At 54.1% G+C, this 15,965-nt stretch carries 12 protein-coding genes, 1 tRNA gene and 1 pseudogene; 4 read left to right on the top strand and 10 right to left on the bottom strand.

Features of this window, described 5'->3' with window-relative positions; genetic code table 11:
- Window positions 1-12: 12 nt before the first annotated feature.
- Window positions 13-1,899 (top strand): hypothetical protein, encoded by a 1,887-nt coding sequence (locus J0L72_07800; GenBank protein MBN8690681.1) that lies wholly within the window; start codon window positions 13-15, stop codon window positions 1,897-1,899.
- A 16-nt stretch (window positions 1,900-1,915) separates the two neighbouring features.
- Here J0L72_07800 and J0L72_07795 read toward each other — a convergent pair whose 3' ends face one another.
- Window positions 1,916-2,107, bottom strand: a complete 192-nt coding sequence (locus J0L72_07795; protein ID MBN8690680.1) for a DUF2892 domain-containing protein — start codon at window positions 2,105-2,107, stop codon at window positions 1,916-1,918.
- A gap of 111 nt (window positions 2,108-2,218) precedes the next feature.
- Here J0L72_07795 and typA point away from each other — a divergent pair, with 111 nt between their 5' ends.
- Complete coding sequence (gene typA, locus J0L72_07790; protein MBN8690679.1) at window positions 2,219-4,048, top strand: translational GTPase TypA; 1,830 nt, start codon at window positions 2,219-2,221, stop codon at window positions 4,046-4,048.
- A 35-nt stretch (window positions 4,049-4,083) separates the two neighbouring features.
- Window positions 4,084-4,887, top strand: coding sequence for a hypothetical protein (locus J0L72_07785; protein MBN8690678.1), 804 nt, complete (start codon window positions 4,084-4,086; stop codon window positions 4,885-4,887).
- Here the strand turns inward: J0L72_07785 and J0L72_07780 are convergent.
- The 4 genes and pseudogenes from J0L72_07780 to glpX form a co-directional block, all read right to left on the bottom strand.
- On the bottom strand, window positions 4,884-7,097 hold the full coding sequence (locus tag J0L72_07780; protein MBN8690677.1) for a DNA translocase FtsK 4TM domain-containing protein: 2,214 nt from the start codon (window positions 7,095-7,097) through the stop codon (window positions 4,884-4,886). The genes J0L72_07785 and J0L72_07780 overlap by 4 nt on opposite strands.
- Window positions 7,098-7,208: 111 nt before the next feature.
- Window positions 7,209-7,394, bottom strand: coding sequence for a hypothetical protein (locus J0L72_07775; protein MBN8690676.1), 186 nt, complete (start codon window positions 7,392-7,394; stop codon window positions 7,209-7,211).
- 758 nt (window positions 7,395-8,152) lie between these two features.
- Window positions 8,153-8,305 (bottom strand): annotated as a pseudogene (locus J0L72_07770) (prepilin-type N-terminal cleavage/methylation domain-containing protein).
- Window positions 8,306-8,356: 51 nt separating this feature from the next.
- Window positions 8,357-9,307 carry a class II fructose-bisphosphatase gene (gene glpX, locus J0L72_07765; protein MBN8690675.1) on the bottom strand — a complete coding sequence of 317 codons (951 nt, stop codon included), beginning with the start codon at window positions 9,305-9,307 and terminating at the stop codon, window positions 8,357-8,359.
- 174 nt (window positions 9,308-9,481) lie between these two features.
- Here glpX and J0L72_07760 point away from each other — a divergent pair.
- Window positions 9,482-9,556, top strand: a tRNA-Asn gene (locus J0L72_07760).
- Window positions 9,557-9,806: 250 nt separating this feature from the next.
- On the opposite strand, the gene J0L72_07755 is transcribed toward J0L72_07760, so the two are convergent.
- The 5 genes from J0L72_07755 to J0L72_07735 all read right to left on the bottom strand — a co-directional run bounded on the left by J0L72_07755 (window position 9,807) and on the right by J0L72_07735 (window position 15,923).
- Window positions 9,807-10,193, bottom strand: coding sequence for a hypothetical protein (locus J0L72_07755; GenBank protein ID MBN8690674.1), 387 nt, complete (start codon window positions 10,191-10,193; stop codon window positions 9,807-9,809).
- A 271-nt stretch (window positions 10,194-10,464) separates the two neighbouring features.
- Window positions 10,465-11,202 (bottom strand): RHS repeat-associated core domain-containing protein, encoded by a 738-nt coding sequence (locus J0L72_07750; GenBank protein MBN8690673.1) that lies wholly within the window; start codon window positions 11,200-11,202, stop codon window positions 10,465-10,467.
- A 162-nt stretch (window positions 11,203-11,364) separates the two neighbouring features.
- Entirely contained in the window at window positions 11,365-11,781 is a 417-nt protein-coding gene (locus J0L72_07745) for a hypothetical protein (protein MBN8690672.1), read from the bottom strand.
- A gap of 70 nt (window positions 11,782-11,851) precedes the next feature.
- Complete coding sequence (locus J0L72_07740; protein MBN8690671.1) at window positions 11,852-12,445, bottom strand: hypothetical protein; 594 nt, start codon at window positions 12,443-12,445, stop codon at window positions 11,852-11,854.
- Window positions 12,446-12,764: 319 nt separating this feature from the next.
- Window positions 12,765-15,923: a PD40 domain-containing protein gene (locus tag J0L72_07735; GenBank protein MBN8690670.1), complete on the bottom strand. Its 3,159-nt coding sequence runs from the start codon at window positions 15,921-15,923 to the stop codon at window positions 12,765-12,767.
- Window positions 15,924-15,965 lie beyond the last annotated feature (42 nt).

Below are 15,965 nucleotides of genomic sequence, written 5' to 3'. Positions count from 1 at the left end.
GCATTCGCGGGCGTGGCACCCGTCGTCGCTAGCGTCAAACAAACGACTCCACCTGTCATCGATGGGGAAATCAAGGTCGGTGAATGGCCCGATTCCGCCATGCAATCAGGCCTGATCGATAGCAGCGACAAGAGGCCGTCATCGGTACCAGTTTCGTTCTGGTTGACCTACGATGACAAGGCGATTTACTTCGCGGCTAAGGTCACTCAAGATCCAACCACGGTCCGTCGTGAACAGACTCGGCAAAACGCAGGATTCCCAAACGACGATACGGTCACATTGGGGATTGACGCAACCGGAATCGGACGCAGCTTCGATTCGTTCTCGATGAACGCCAACACCGGCAATTCGCTAGAACTCGTAGGCGGTCGCGCAAACAAAACCGAATGGCTCGGTAAATTTGAATCCAGAGGTGCCCTCACTTCAGATGGGTGGGTCGTCGAAGCACGAATCCCTTGGGAGCTCATCACCCGCCGCCCCTCTGGCCCCAGTGATCTTCGGTTCAATGTCAGTCACTACAGCGCGGATCTCAAGCGCGAAAGCGGCTTCCACTTCGATTCTTCGAACACACTCGATGTCCCGACGTGGCAACAAGTTCAAATTCCGGTCATTCGCGTCAAATCGGATGTCAAACTTCTCCCCTACACCGTTTTTGCGGCTGGACACGGCGAAAAACTCGGGATCGACAGCGGGATCGATTTCAAGATCGAACTGCCTGACTCAAAGTTCGTCGTTGGAACGGTAAACCCTGACGACCGAAACATCGAGAACACTTTTACTGATTTGAGCTTCAGCTACTTCGAGAGGCTCTCGGACGAAAATCGTCCGTTCTTTGCTGAAGGCAAGAACTTCTTCCAAAACACTTTCCGAGTATTCAACAGCCGCCGCATTCGAGGTGCCGAGGCCGGCATCAAATACTACGGAAACTTGGACAAAGACACCACTTTCGGACTGATGCATCTGAACGACATCGGAAATGAGAGCACCACGGTGTTCAGCATGACGACCGCCAAGTCTAACAAGTTTTCAATCGGAACCGCCGTCGCAGATCACGCGGAAGATGGCAAGAACAATCTCGCCTACCGTCTTGGCGTCCGACAGCAATTCGCGCCTAATCTATCGATCGGCATCGACACCACCCATACTCGGGACACTGCCCGAGGCTCTGGCCAACTGTTCAGCGGAAGCGTTTCTTACAACAACCAGAACACCTACGCCGAGGCATTCATCCAAACGGCTACAAAGGACTATTTCCCACGCATGGGCTATGCGCCAGAGACGAACTACAAGGACATCGGGTTCAACATGTCGGCGTGGAAGCAATATCGCGGAGGACAATTCTCAGCGATGAACATCTGGCTCGGCACCGAAAAGCTCACTCGATTGGATTCCGGCGATAAGTATCGCAGCGAGAGTTGGTTGGGGGGGAATCTCACCTTCCGCAACAACATGTCCGTTTCGCTGAACCATAACTTTGGCTATTTCGAAGAGTTCAATGACCACTCGTGGGAAGTCGGCGCGAACTTCAACGTTTATGACCCTTACCGCCAATACGGATTCAGCTACGGAACGGGAACCGCGGGAGGAGAGGACTTTGATTCACAAGGAGTTTATGCTTCGTTCCGGCCTTACAAAGACCTGTATGGCAGCTTAAATATCAGCAACTACAACAGAGGCGAAAACAGTCGACGCGTCTCGAGCACATGGCGATACGAGCTGAACAAATTTGAGTCGCTCACGGCAAAGTTGATCGACGACCGTGGCGATCTGAACTGGTTCGCGACATACCGAATGGGCGGCAAGGAAGGCCCTGAGTACACAGTAATCTTCGGCGACCCTCGCGCGCGCACTTTCCGGGCACGTATCGCGGCAAAAGTCACCTACCCGTTCACGCTTTGATTCAACGTCGGCTGCCTCAACGGCGGCCTACACCTAGCTTCAGCATAATCTTCTCTGCCGGGCAAAACCCGGTGAATGAGGACTGAATCAAGTTCACTGCAACAAACCCGCTGAGGAACAACCAGCGGTGATCAACAGCGATTGAAAGCAATATTCCAGTGAGCGATAGCAGTCCGGCAAGAAGCCGTATTGAGCGTTCAATTGTCATAGTTTTTTCTCCGAATTTTTTGCTAGTTTTTCGTTCTTGAGGAAGTTCAGGTCCCGAACTAGGATGCAAATGTTTCGGATTCCACACCATAAAGGGTATCCTTGAGGCTCGATGGATTCCCCCCAGATACGAACGATAGGCATCATTGCGCACGTTGACCACGGCAAAACCACCCTGGTCGATGCCCTATTCAAGCAAGCGGGGACGTTCCGCGAGAACCAAAACATGGGCGTCCGCGTGATGGACAGCAACGACCTGGAGCGAGAAAAGGGCATTACGATTCTCTCCAAGGTTGCCAGCGTTACATACAAGGGAACAAAGATCAACATCGTTGACACCCCAGGTCACGCCGATTTTGGTGGTGAAGTTGAACGCGTTCTGAGCATGGTTGACGGCGTTTTGCTCATCGTTGATGCCAACGAAGGCCCGATGCCGCAAACCCGATTTGTGCTTCGAAAGGCGTTCGAAAATAAGAAAAAGCCGATCGTCTGTGTTAACAAGATTGACCGCGAAGGCGCACGCCCGATCGAAGCCTACGACAAGACCATCGACCTTTTTATCGATCTCGGTGCGGAGGAAGAAGACCTGTTCTTCCCGCATCTTTACACTTCCGGTGGCGGTGGATTTGCACGGCGCGATCCAGCCGGAACCGAGACTGACATGCGCGAGCTCTTCGAGATGATCGTCAACGAGATTCCCGCTCCGAAGGTCGAACGCGAAGGTCCGTTCCTGCTCCAAGTCAATAACCTCGACTATTCGGATTATCTCGGACGAATGTTCGGCGGAAAGATCTTGCGTGGCACGGTAAAGGTCGGAGATCGACTTGAAAAATCCCGCGAAGGCAAAGACAAGAAAGAAGGCTTTAACGTCACCAAGCTCTGGGTTTACGAAGGCATTCAGCTCAAGGAAGTCGAACAGGCAAATGCCGGCGAAATCGTGATGATGAGCGGACTCGATCATGTCCACATTTCGGATACGATCGGTGTCCCCGACACCACGGCGTTGCCAGTCATAAAGATCGAGCCATCAACGCTCAGCATGAATTTCTATGCCAATAACTCTCCACTAGCTGGCAAGGACGGCGGAAAGTTCCTCACGATCCACAAGATCAAAGAACGGCTTGAGAAGGAGGAAGTGGTCTCGGTAAGCATCGAAATCGACGACGATTCTCCTGCAGATGCGGTAAAGGTCAAGGCACGAGGCGAATTGCAGCTCGCGATTCTCATCGAAACGATGCGGCGCGAAGGCTACGAAATGCAAATCAGCCGCCCTCAGGTCATCTATGTTCGCGACGAGAATGGCACCGTCACCGAGCCGTACGAAACGGTGACATTGGAGCTTCCCGAAGACGCCCAAGGTCCGGTCATGGAAGAGATGTCCCGTCGCAAAGGCGAGATGATCGACATGCAAGTCACCGAGAATTCTCGCCGCTTGATCTACTCGATCCCAACACGCGGTCTCATCGGATTCCGGTCGAACTACTTGACCCTCACTCGAGGACTGGGACTCATGGCTTCGTTGTTCGATGGGTACAAGGAATACAAGGGCGCGGTCGAAAGCCGAAGCCAAGGCGCGTTGATCGCAAAGGATCCGGGCAAGATCACCCGATACGCCTACGAGAAGATTCAAGAACGCGGCATGTTCTTCTATGAAGTCGGCACCGAGGTGTACGGCGGAATGATCATCGGTGCGTGCTCGCGAGATGAAGACATGGTCGTGAACGCGGTCGACCAAAAGGCAGCGACAAACATGCGATCGGCAAGTGCCGACGCCACTACTGTTCTAGACTCTCACCGAGAGTTTTCGCTCGAACAAGCGCTTTCGTGGCTGCGCGATGACGAACTTCTCGAGGTCACTCCAAAGATGCTCCGCTTCCGCAAGAAGATTCTCGACCACTCGGAACGACGCGTTTCAGAACGTCGCAGCGAAATCTTGGTGTAACAAGCGATAGGGCAGAAAACGTACATACTGAACGTATGATCAGTGTTGCGCTTTCTGCCCTTCTTCTTTCCGCTCCGCCAAACCCAACCCAAGTTCAAATCATGTCGAGCGTCAGCACTTTCAAAGCTGGTGAGCCGTTTTGGGTTGGAGTGAAGGTAGAAATCGAGGAAGGCTGGCACACCTATTACAAGAATCCTGGCGATTCTGGATTGGGCACCACGGTCGAATGGGCGCTGCCAAAAGGCTGGAAAGTCAGCGAGCTCAAATACCCAGCACCACATAAGATTCTGCTTGATGGCACAATCACCTTCGGGTACGAGAAAGAAGTCGTGTATCTCGCCCAGATCACCCCTCCGGCACAAATCTCCGAGCACCACGTCAATATCCGCGGAGATGTGGCGATGTTGGTCTGCCTAGATTCCTGCCTTCCCGCAGACGCCACCGTCTCGCTCAGTCTGCCGCGAACGGATGAAGCCGCCACTCGTACCGAAAACTACAGCGCGCTTCAGGCAATTTTGGCGACAACACCGACGAAGTACCCATCCACCCGTCAGGCGAGTTACGAACTTCATGACGAGACGATGACTTTCTGGGTGCCAAAGGTCGCCAACGCAGATCTATCGAAATACACCTTCATTGCCGATGCACCGGCTGTGGTCGATCACAAAGACCCTGTTACGAAAGTCACCGCAGTCAAAGACCTCTGGAAGATCGAAGTCAAACGATCCGAATTTCTCGTGAAAGGTCCCGATGCGATCAATGGCGCGTTTTACTACCTCGACGAGCACGGTGCCCCAAAGAACAGAGGATTTGCGATCTCGCTGAAGCGCAAAGACTAATCGTTCTCGAACGGGTCGATGTCGATATGCGGCATGTCGGTGTACCCCTTGCCAAGCATTTGTTGTGCTTGCATCGGGTCCACTAGCACTTCGCGCGGGCGTGGTCCATCTCGTGGCCCAACGATTCCCCGCTCTTCCATCAAGTCGAGCATTCTTGAAGCACGTTGGAAACCAATGCTGAATTTGCGCTGAAGCATCGAAGTTGATGCCTGCCCACGATCCACGACCCAAGTCACCGCCTCTTCCCAAAGCTCATCTGACTCTTCTTCGCTCATCTCGCGCTCTTTGGTCGAGATAGCGACAGCAATCGGGTTCAAAACGTAGTGAGGAGCTTCTTGGTCTTTCCAATGCTTGGTGACGTCTTCAATCTCTTTCTCACTGACATAGCAGCCCTGAATACGGGTTGGCTTGCTCGCATCAATCGGCATGAACAGGAGGTCGCCTTTGCCCACAAGTCGCTCGGCCCCGGCTTGGTCTAGGATGGTCCGAGAATCGATCTGCGATGACACCGCGAACGCCAACCGTGAAGGAATGTTGGCTTTGATTGTGCCGGTGATAACGTCAACCGATGGACGTTGTGTCGCGATGACTAGGTGAATTCCGACCGCTCGGGCGAGTTGTGCCAGACGGACAATGCTGGTTTCGACCTCAGCGCTTGCCTGAATCATGAGGTCCGCCAACTCGTCGATGATCACGACGATGTATGGCATCTTGTCTTGGAACGATGCCTTGTCGTTCCAGCCCTGAATGTTGCGCACGCCAGCCTCACTCAGTTTGTCGTACCGCAAGTCCATCTCTCGCCAGACCGCCCGCAGCACTCCAGGAGCTTCTTTAACGTCCTTCACCACCGGGCACATCAGATGCGGGATGCCATCAAACAGGCTGAGTTCCACCCGCTTTGGGTCGATCATCACCATGCGCACATCCTTCGGCGTGTTGCGCATCAGCAGCGAAGTGATAATGGTGGCAAGCCCGATGGACTTACCGCTGTTTGTCGCACCGCCGATCAGCAAGTGCGGCATTTTTGTCAAATCGGCATAGCGGTTGATGCCACTCACGTCCTGCCCCAGCGCCACACAGAGTCTGCTCGAATGGTCGCGGAACTCGCTAGTCTCGCACACATCGCGCAAGGTCACCATGCTCGGACTGTTGTTCGGCACTTCGACGCCGACCGCCGACTTGCCTGGAATCGGTGCCTCAACGCGGACGTCGCGAGCAGCCAGACTCATCGCCAGGTTATCTCCTAGCGAAGTAATGCGCCGGACGTTGATTCCGGGTCCAAGTTGAATTTCGTACCGAGTGATCGTCGGGCCGGTAGCCACTTCGACAACGTTGGCGTCGATCCCAAATTCTTCAAGAGTGCGTTCCAGCGTTTCGATGTTGTGCTCCATCTCGCTGGCGGTGCGCTTTGGTTTGGCAGGAGCTTGTTGGAGCAAAGAAAGCGGCGGAAGCACATAGCCTTCCTTTGGGGTGGGCGCGCTGGCAGCCATCTCCGTTGCAGGCGCAGGTTGCACCGTTCGAATCACGGGCGCGGTTCTAGTGCGTCCCCGAGTAGGCGGCTCCTCTTCGAACTGAGTACCGTTGACAACTGCTTCCTTTTGCAACGACCTGGCGGGGCGCTCTTCGAGGGCCGCCGCGCGGTCACCGCGGTTGCTTCCTCCCAAAATCACCTTCTGCGGTGGGCGTTTTCGCCGTTCGGCGAGATTCGAGAGGAGCACGTGTAGCGGTGCATTGACACACAAAATCAATCCAACCATTCCAAGCGCGCCCAGCCCGACGGCCATCGCCGAACCCAGCAGGGTCTCGAATCCCCAGGCTACGCTTGCGCCGATATAGCCACCAGAGAGCTTTGCCGCTTCAGGATCAAAGTAGTCGCCGCGTGGCTTGGCCGCCATGAACCCAACAAGCGTCAAAAAGATCAGAGATAGGCCCCAAGTCAATCGAGGAAGATCGAGCTGCTTGCGCCCTAAGAGCATCGAAAGCCCAACGCCCCCAGCCAGAACTGGTGCGGCCCAGGCGCCGCGACCAAAAAGGGATTTGAAAGTACCACTAAGAGCCTCGCCTACCACGCCGGTATTGCCAATCGCCAGTCCGATCGTGATGACGATGGCGGTGGCCACAAGAATCACACCGCCGATATCGATGGCTCGGTGCGATTGTTCCATGACGACGGCCTTGTTGCTGACCGCCTTGCGCGTAGGTGTTGGCATCCTGCTTGTTCTGCTCTAGAATTTGGCGTACGCGAACGGGGCATCATCCATAACGCCCGACACTGTACTGCCCATATTATACGGGCACAATCGGATATCGAAACAAAAATCCTACAGTTTTCCGCCTGGCTTTTGATCTTTGTAGTCTGGATTCGGGGCCAATGTGCCCGCTTTGCTGTTCTTTTGGTCCTTTTCCGATGCGCCAGCAGCAGGAGCTGAGGGCGCGGCGGCTTCCGGTTCAGGCTGGCAACCCAGCACTGCAAGCCCTAAGATAAAGACGATAATCAGAGTTTTCATTCGACATCCCACATGTAAGCCGATCGGTCAGTGATTCGCACCGAAGCCGCATTGACGTTGAAGTTCCAGTTGGTGCCCGCAGAAAGTGCCGTTGGCTGAATACTCTTCGCGCTGCCATCCGAAAAAGCGGTGATCGCTCGCATCCGATTTCGGAACGCGTTTCCAGCCGAATACCGACCTTCTTCGGCGTTCAGTGGCCGAGTCTGAGTGTCTTCAAATCCGCCAACGCCCCATCGCTGCAAGGTAATGCAGTGGCTATTGTTCGCTGGATTATCTGGCCAAGTCCCGGATGCCGTGCAGATCGGTGGTTGTGCCAGATTGCTCATCCAGACTCCGCTGTTTGGGGTCAACCAGTCCAACCGCTTTCCACCACGGCGATGCGCCTTGATCGTGAGCATCACTGTTTGAGACGGCGAGTTGATGCCAGAAACCTGAACGGGAAAATGGCGATATCTTCCGGTTTCGAACCGCACCGGAGCCATGACCGAGAACGCATAGCCGAACTGTGGACAGTAGACCCGCGCCTCTTCATCATCTTGCGGGCGAAGGCCGGAGGAGCAAGTGGTATACCCTTCGCGCTGAGTCAGAGCGTCCATAAAGACCATGTCGCTTTTGACATAGGAATACAGCAACCAACTCCACGGCTTATAGGGCCCAGTATTCAGCAGGTTGAACGGCGAATCAGGGTCTCCCAGCACCGCCGTCGGGACCATCGTGTCGTCGAAGTCGCCGGTGTAAAGCAGAATTCCGGTGGTCTGCTGCTTGATGTTGCTGAGCGTGACGGTAGCCTTGGCCGACCTCCTCGCTTCAGCGAAAACCGGGAACAAAATCGCCGCCAGAATCGCGATAATCGCAATGACGACCAGCAACTCAATAAGCGTAAAGGCACGAAGTTTCTTGCGCAAATCCATAGCTAAAGCACCAAAAGTAGTCTTACTTTACAGCAATTCTCTCGAAAATGCCTAATTCGGGTTGGTGCGGTGATGGGTTTCGATTCGGCGGATCGCTCCGGTATCGCTGGTCATCACGATAGATTCGGTGATCGCCGTTCCGCGTCGATAGCGAACGCCTCGGAGCAAGTCCCCGCTAGTCACACCCGTCGCCGCGAACATCACGTCGCCGTTGGCCAGATCTTCCGCGCGGAAAACTCGGTCCACATCGCCCTTCACCATCTTGATAGCACGCTCGCGCTGTTCATCAGACTGGAACCGCAGCCTCGCTTGCATTTCGCCGCCAACACACATCACAGCCGCTGCGCTGATCACGCCTTCTGGCGCGCCACCGATTCCCATCAAAGCGTCCACGCCCGAATCTGGGTCGAGCGACGCAATCGCAATCGAAAGGTCACCATCCGGAATGAGGTGAACGCGCGCGCCCACTTCACGAATATCCGCGATCAACTGGTCGTGCCGAGGTCGCTCCAAAACACCCACCGTGATCTCGTCAATATCCTTGCCCAGAGCTTTGGCCATCAATCGCACGTTCACGCGGGGCGGCAAAGTGATGTCCACCACGCCCTTGCACTCTTGGCCGACGACCAGCTTCTCCATATAGCAGTCCGGCGCATGCATCAAGAATCCACGACCCTCGACCGCCGCCGCCAAAACCGCAATCGCGTTTGGAGTACCGTTGGCGCAAAGGTTCGTGCCTTCAAGAGGGTCCACCGCGATCATCACCGCCGGGCCATTGCCGTTGCCGACCTTTTCGCCGATGTACAGCATCGGAGCCTCGTCGCGCTCCCCTTCACCAATCACGATGGTGCCGTCAATGTCCATCTGGCCCAGGGTGTTTCGCATGCCTTCGCAAGCAGCCTGGTCAGCATTGGCGCGTTCGCCCTTGCCCACCCATTTGGCACAAGAAAGGGCGGCCGCTTCGGTCACGCGGAGAAAATCGAGGTGAAGGTTATAATCCATGGTTCAAACTCCCTTGTTTGAGATCAAGGCCGATTGCCTATGATGATAGTCTATCTTGGGTAACCAAGTTTTGTTAGGTTCGCGCGCCGGGGTTTGTGCGAGCTTTTTTCATCCCGTCCCTGCAGATGGCGGTTGCGCGGGCCACAATTGTAGGGTACATTCTTTGGGACATATTGCCGCATAGCTCAGTGGTAGAGCAGCTGACTGTTAATCAGCGGGTCGTAGGTTCGAATCCTACTGCGGCAGCCACTATTTTAGATTCACAATCTCGCCTCCGCGCGGGATTTTTCTGTTTTGAAAGGTGGTTTCTCGGCAGGGTTGATGGCATTTGCGCCCAGAATCCTCAGTCTGTCCAAGCGGCGAGATGCATGGACACTGCACGCACACTGCACGCACACATGGCCGGCGACTCGGACCTGTACGGCTATCCTCGAGTGCAGTTTTTTTTGATCTGCTCTTTGGCATAGCTTGCCTTTCAGGATCGCATTTCTACAGAGTTTCAATGAAATATCAACACGGTAGCGCAAGAGCTGAATTGAGGTTGGCGCAGTAGCGGTTGTTGGGATACCCGCCCGAGTTTGCGCCAGGCGTCGTACTTGCGGTTGTTGCCCAGGCTCATGCCCGAGTTCGACCATGTGCCCGAAACCGCGTTGTAGCTCTGGTTGATCGAAACTTGCGAGATCATGTTTCCATGCCCATCATACACCGGATACTTGGTGTTTGGGGTTCCGCCGTTGACCCGAGTGATCTGGGCTTCAATCCCGCGTGGACCGACGATGTTCTGGGCTATGTCCACCGCGTATGGATTATTCGCCGTTGCATAGTAGTAGGTTTCACCGATCCCCATTTGGCCATCGTAACGGTAAAGCGTGGTCGTATCCTTCACAACATCGTTCGCATCCTAGAACAATGAATCGCACTCTCCCAAGCTGATCTACTCCCCATTCTCCATGAAATCTTGCGCTGGATGCGCTTTTTCAGGCTTAGTAATACTTCTCTTATACCCGACCGCAATAATGCCAAATACAAATAGACTCGAGCCTAGAATAGCTGTATTTCGAATGCCAGCAAAAGGATAGAGTATTAGAGCAAATGGGATTGTAAAATAGGGCTCGGCTAGTATGCAGAGACCTCTTACGATCGCGCTTTTGAAAGCATTATGCACCGTTCCATTCTTCCTCAGAGATCAGCATCAATGCTGCAAGTAATGCTAAGGCATAGCCAGCCATAAGGCTTCCCGCTTTAAGAGCTACTCCGCCTGCAACTTTTGCTAGTTTGCCCATCTCATCGATTGCCTTAGAAGTAGCAATGAGTAGCCTGTCAAAACCAGACATCAGCAATGCGGTGACTACTCCAGCTACGCCTAGCTTCAGCTTGCCTTCAGCACTGGACCCACTAAGCGCAAGCAAGTAGTAGTACGTAGCCATTGCGCTGAAACCCAACGTAATTCCACCACCTAACATCGAGCCTATTCCCGAAGCTGTGCCATTTGTTGCAGTGCTTATTGTTAAGTACGCGCTAAGTACTGCCATCCCAGCATACGCTATCCCGGCTATGGCGTCCGTTCTGGATTTACCAGAATAGTCGACACCGCTTACAGGCTCATTGTCGCAATACGTGTACCAGTTTGATCCATCCATCGCAGGATCCTCGCTAATGAACCTCCCCGTTCCAGGCTCGTAGTACCTCGCCCTCATGTAGATAAGGCCGGTGTCGTCATCCGCAACATGCCCGAGGTTGGCGCAGTAGCGGTTGTAGGAGTATCCCGTCTTATTGTTCCCGCGCACGGCTCCCCAAACGTCGTACTTTCTGTCTGTGGAAGTTGCATACGTGGTCGTGCCGGAGTAGTAGCCACCACTCAGCGCTGGCCTCGTGATCTTCAGCGCGGAAATCATGTTGCCGTGCCCATCATAGAGCGGATACTGCTCCTGCCATGAAGCATTATAGACCCGAGTCCGCTGCATCTCGATACCCCTAAGACCAGGAATGTTCTGCGACCAGTCCGTGGCCGAACCTCAAGGACTCCGCCGGAAGACATTCAAACAGAGGGCGAAAGGCTATGCACGGGCTTCGAGCGCTTTCTGCATCCGGATAAGCATCGCTTTCCTAACTTGGCCTTGGCGAGCTGAACTATCAACGGTGAGTTCAAAGAGATGCTCGGAAGCTAACACTAGCTGGAGCAGATTGATGGAAGGCCGAACAAGCGGCTCAGGAATCTCCGATGGAATCCTGCCATTCGTCTTGTCCAGAATATCGTAAAGGCGATCCTCAAGACCACATGTTGTACACAATAACAAGGGATACAAGGCAAGCGGTAAGAAGTGAGCAAACGCCTTTCGCGTCAGGATAAATAGCGACGAGAAGTGTATCTCTAAAACATTGAATTCATTGGAATTTTTCAGAACTGATGATTCTATTTCATGCCAATATTCCCGTTCGCATTCATGAGCGACCGGAATGACTAGGCAGTTCATTGGCCCCACCAACTTGTAGCCATGAAGCAGATCCTTTAGTACAGATTCCCTCGTATAACCTGCGGATGACTTACTTCGGGCGTCTAAATATCTCGATTGTCCTTTTCGTGCATTCATCGTTGATCACAACATTCACAGATTCTTCGTCTGTGTAGAAATAGCAATATCCTTTAGGAACACGGTATTCGACCACGCTACCATTGCCCTGGATGTACGTAGTCCAAGTCTTCTGCTCGTGGGACTTCGTCGCAACCTCTTCTGTCGATAAGTTTTCAAAGACAATGCCGCCTCTCAAGCTATATTGGCGCGAGTTTGGAGGCGTTAAGAACTCCGAAACCTTTGCGCCCTCAGCACGCTTAAATACTTTGAGTGAATCCCAAGTCAGACCTGCTACAAGAGTCCTAACGCATGAATAGGCTCCGTGATCTGTAACGACATCTCCAAAACCGGATGGCTCATATTCGTCGGACAATTGCAATTGCACTCGCTTTTGTTGGTCCGTTATGAAAGATGCATATTGAGAATAATAGGGCGCCAACTTGTTCTTACGGCAGTACGTTGTGACGCTTTTGCTCTGGCCGAGAATAACTTCATCTAGTTCAGATTTGTCCTCTACCCCCGAGAGTGAGATCGAAAGCCATACTGCGGCAAAGAGAGCAATCATCTTCGTAGTCCCGAACCATTATAGAATTGAAAAGCCAGCTATAGCACCCTTTGGACCGTACTCGTTCCGCCGGGATGTGGGAGCGAGACGAAGGCGAGCGGGGTGGGTGGGCAAAACATCCCGGCGGACAGGGACCGCATTACTGCCCGATTCAACGGCTTCGCCAAAATCAGGGTGCTTTCTCCCCCCTAACCCCCCTCATGGGCTGCGCCAATGAGGGGGAATCGAATGAACTGATCAGCTTTAGGGTCTAAACAACACATCGCATCCCCGATTGGGGATGCGATGTGTGTTCGCCGAGAACGAATTCTCCTACAACTTATTGACCAGGCTTTGGTCTCGGGAATGCAGGGGTTTTGGATTCGCGGCGTTGCTTCTTGGCGAGATCGACCACCACTTCGATGGCCTTATCCAGTTGTGCGTCGATTCCGCGAGCCAGCAGGTCAGGGCGCAGGTCGACTTGAACGTCTGGCGAGATGCCTTCGTTTTCAGCGATCCACTTGCCCGCCTTGTGATCGTAGATACCGAATCCTGGCGCAGTCACCGAGGTTCCATCGACCAGCGGCGCGCCGCCTTGGATACCGACCAAGCCGCCCCAAGTTCGGGTGCCGACGAGCGGCCCGAGCTTTGCTTCGCGGAACAGCCACGGCAACATGTCGCCGCCCGATCCCGCATTTTCGTTGATCATCATGACCTTTGCGCCTTCCAGAGTGCCGACTGGGAATCCGATGTCGTTCCAATTTCTAGCCTTCATCTTGGCCACGACTTCGCGCTGCAAGAACTCCACGAAGAAGGTTGGGATCATGCCGCCGCCGTTGTTGCGCTCGTCAAAAATCCAGCCTTCCTTGTCGGTTTGGCTATAGAATCCCTTCATGAACTCGATCACGCCTGGGATCGAAGTGTCCGGGATGTGCAGATAACCGATCTTGCCGCCGGTTTTTGCCGCGACGTACTTTCGGTTCTTTTCCACCCAGCTGATGTATCGCAACTCGGTTTCGTTGGCGATCGGACGGACCTTGTACTTGCGAGCACCGGTCATGGTTGGCGAACCATTCACGGTGATCGTCACGGTTTTGCCAACCTTGTTTTGCATCAGGGCGTGCAAATCTTGGTTCGCAGTGACCTTCGCGCCATCGATTTCGAGCAGATAATCGCCGTCCTTGACATCGACTCCAATATCGCCAAGCGGTCCGCGGCGGCCTTCTTCAAAGTTTAGGCCCTTGTAGACCTTGGCGAACTTGACGAATCCACCGGAAACGGCATAGTCCGCTCCGAGATGACCCACAGGAACTGGTCGTCCCATGTCGCCCATTTCGCCGCCGCTCACATAAGCGTGGCCTGTGCCGAGTTCGCCGATCAATCCGCCGAGAACATAGTTCAGGTCAGCGTGGTGATTGACGTAAGGCAGATAGGCTTCGTACTGCTTTCCGATCGCGTTCCAGTCTAGGCCAAGCATGTTTGGATCGTAGTAAACGTCGCGCTCCCATCGCCAGACTTCGTTGAAGATCTGCTTCCATTCGGCGCGCGGATCCCACATCATGTCCATGCCAGCGGTGCTCACCTTTCCTGCGTTTGGATCTTGGCCAGGGGCGACGCCCATGATCGAGATGCCGAGCGGGGTTTGGATCGCCATCTTGTTTCGCTTGTCGTTGAGCGAGACATTGAAGAGCGGGCCTTCATAGATCGGAAGTGGAGCTCTAGCTGCAAAGCTCCAGAGCGTGATACCGGACTGCGAGAACACAAGCACTCCGTTGCTAACGCCCATCACGCGGTAGTTTGCTGGCGCGAATGGCAGAGGAATGAAGCGATCTTCGATGCCATCGTAGTCGATCTTCATCTTCTTTGATGGCTCGCCTGCTGGCTGTGCCGGTGCGCCTTCTTCGCCGGTTGGTTCTTCGTCACCAGGCCGCATCATCGGGTTTGGCGTGCTCTTATCCAGAGAGATCGCGTAAACGCGCTGCCCGGCTTCCATGTTCATCATGAACTCGAACGCACCGCCAGTTGGGGCGAATGTTCGGGTTGAGACCACGTACAAGAACTTACCGTTCATGTCGAACGACAGATTGGAGTCGTCGTAGTAACCTTCGGTGATCTTCGTGGCCTTCTTGGTGGCGACGTCGTACAGATAGATCGAGCTTTGCAGGTTGTTGCCTGGCTTGCAATACGCGATCGTCGAGCCGTCTTGACTCATGTCGTACACCGGATTGGCTTGCCAGTCGTTCTTGAAGATCATTGTCTCGGCACCAGTTGCTCCATCCTTGTGGATCAGCCTTCCGTCGCTGGTGGTGTACAAGAATCCCTTGCCATCCGGTGTCCATTGGAAACCGTTGATCAGCTTGTCGACGGTGATCTTTTTGGCTTCGCCGCCCATCTGTGGACGGGTGTAAAGCTGCTTTTCACCACTGGCATCGCTGATGTACGCAACCAACTTGCCGTCTGGTGACCAGTCAGGATTTTGCTCGCGAACGCCCTGGGTTTCGGTGAGATTTCTTGTGTCGCCAGACCGCGCAGGAACGCTGAAGATGTCTCCGCGACCATCGATCATCAATCGCTGACCAGTCGGGCCGAGGTCAAATCCGCCGATACTGTCACCAACATTGCGAAGTCGCGGGCGGGAAGCAACGTTGTCGGTAGGAATATAAGCCTTGACGCGAGTGACCTTTTCAGACTTGATGTCGTACGATTCCAGGAATCCGTCTCGTTCCCAAACGATCGTTTTTCCGTCGGTTGCTGGGAACTTGATGTCGGCGTCCTTAAAGCTGGTCAACCGTGTTGCTTTCTTAGAATCAACATCCGCAGCGAACAGGTTTCGAGTGCCAAAGTCCTTGTCGGAAATGTAGAACACCTTGTTGCCGACCCACATCGGTGAATAGCTTTGTTCTCGTCCGGCAGGTAGCTCCCAATACTTGTTCTCGGCGAAGTTGTAGAAGCTGATTCGCCCCTGAGTTCCACCGCGATAGCGTCGCCAGTTGAATGGCTGGCTATTCGCCCGGTTGTAGGCGAGTGTTTTGCCGTCTGGGCTATAGCTGAGTTCCGCAATTTCCTGAATCGGGGTGAGCTCTGGCATGCTGCCGTTTGGCGAGACCACCGACAATCGCATGTTGCGGTTGGTGAACGTGCCCATCGCGGAGGAGAATGCGATCTTTCCGTCTGGCGTCCAGTCTTGGTTCACGTCAGGGCCGCCGTTGAAGGTCAGCCGCTTTGGTTCGCCTCCGTCAGTGTCAACCACGTAGATGTCTGCGTTTCCGTCGTAGGTACCGGTGAACGAGATTTGCTTTCCATCTGGGCTAAATCTCGCTCTGGATTCGGTACCTGGATGGCTGGTGAGTCGGCGTGCGATGCCGTCTTTGGTGTTCATCACCCAAAGGTCGGTCGCATAGTTGAAGACAACGGTATCCCCGTAAACATCGGGGTTTCGGAGGAGCCGCACTTCTGCTGGCTGAGCTCCGATTAAGAGTGTGAGTGCAAGATTAAGCAAGTTGATTCCCTCTAGTCGTGAGGCATTTGGCCTCACCGCAAG

It is taken from the genome of Armatimonadota bacterium (genome assembly GCA_017303935.1).
Classification (GTDB): domain Bacteria; phylum Armatimonadota; class Fimbriimonadia; order Fimbriimonadales; family Fimbriimonadaceae; genus JAFLBD01.
The sequence above is the reverse complement of the archived record's forward strand: the minus strand, read 5'-3'. Positions and strand labels throughout refer to the sequence as shown.

Coding starts and splice junctions, on each gene's coding strand:
- J0L72_07745 (MBN8690672.1), bottom strand. CDS start 11,781: ATGAACTGCCTAGTCATTCCGGTCGCTCATGAATGCGAACGGGAATAT.
- J0L72_07740 (MBN8690671.1), bottom strand. CDS start 12,445: ATGATTGCTCTCTTTGCCGCAGTATGGCTTTCGATCTCACTCTCGGGG.
- J0L72_07775 (MBN8690676.1), bottom strand. CDS start 7,394: ATGAAAACTCTGATTATCGTCTTTATCTTAGGGCTTGCAGTGCTGGGT.
- glpX (MBN8690675.1), bottom strand. CDS start 9,307: ATGGATTATAACCTTCACCTCGATTTTCTCCGCGTGACCGAAGCGGCC.
- J0L72_07795 (MBN8690680.1), bottom strand. CDS start 2,107: ATGACAATTGAACGCTCAATACGGCTTCTTGCCGGACTGCTATCGCTC.
- J0L72_07785 (MBN8690678.1), top strand. CDS start 4,084: ATGATCAGTGTTGCGCTTTCTGCCCTTCTTCTTTCCGCTCCGCCAAAC.
- J0L72_07780 (MBN8690677.1), bottom strand. CDS start 7,097: ATGCCAACACCTACGCGCAAGGCGGTCAGCAACAAGGCCGTCGTCATG.
- typA (MBN8690679.1), top strand. CDS start 2,219: ATGGATTCCCCCCAGATACGAACGATAGGCATCATTGCGCACGTTGAC.
- J0L72_07750 (MBN8690673.1), bottom strand. CDS start 11,202: ATGATTTCCGCGCTGAAGATCACGAGGCCAGCGCTGAGTGGTGGCTAC.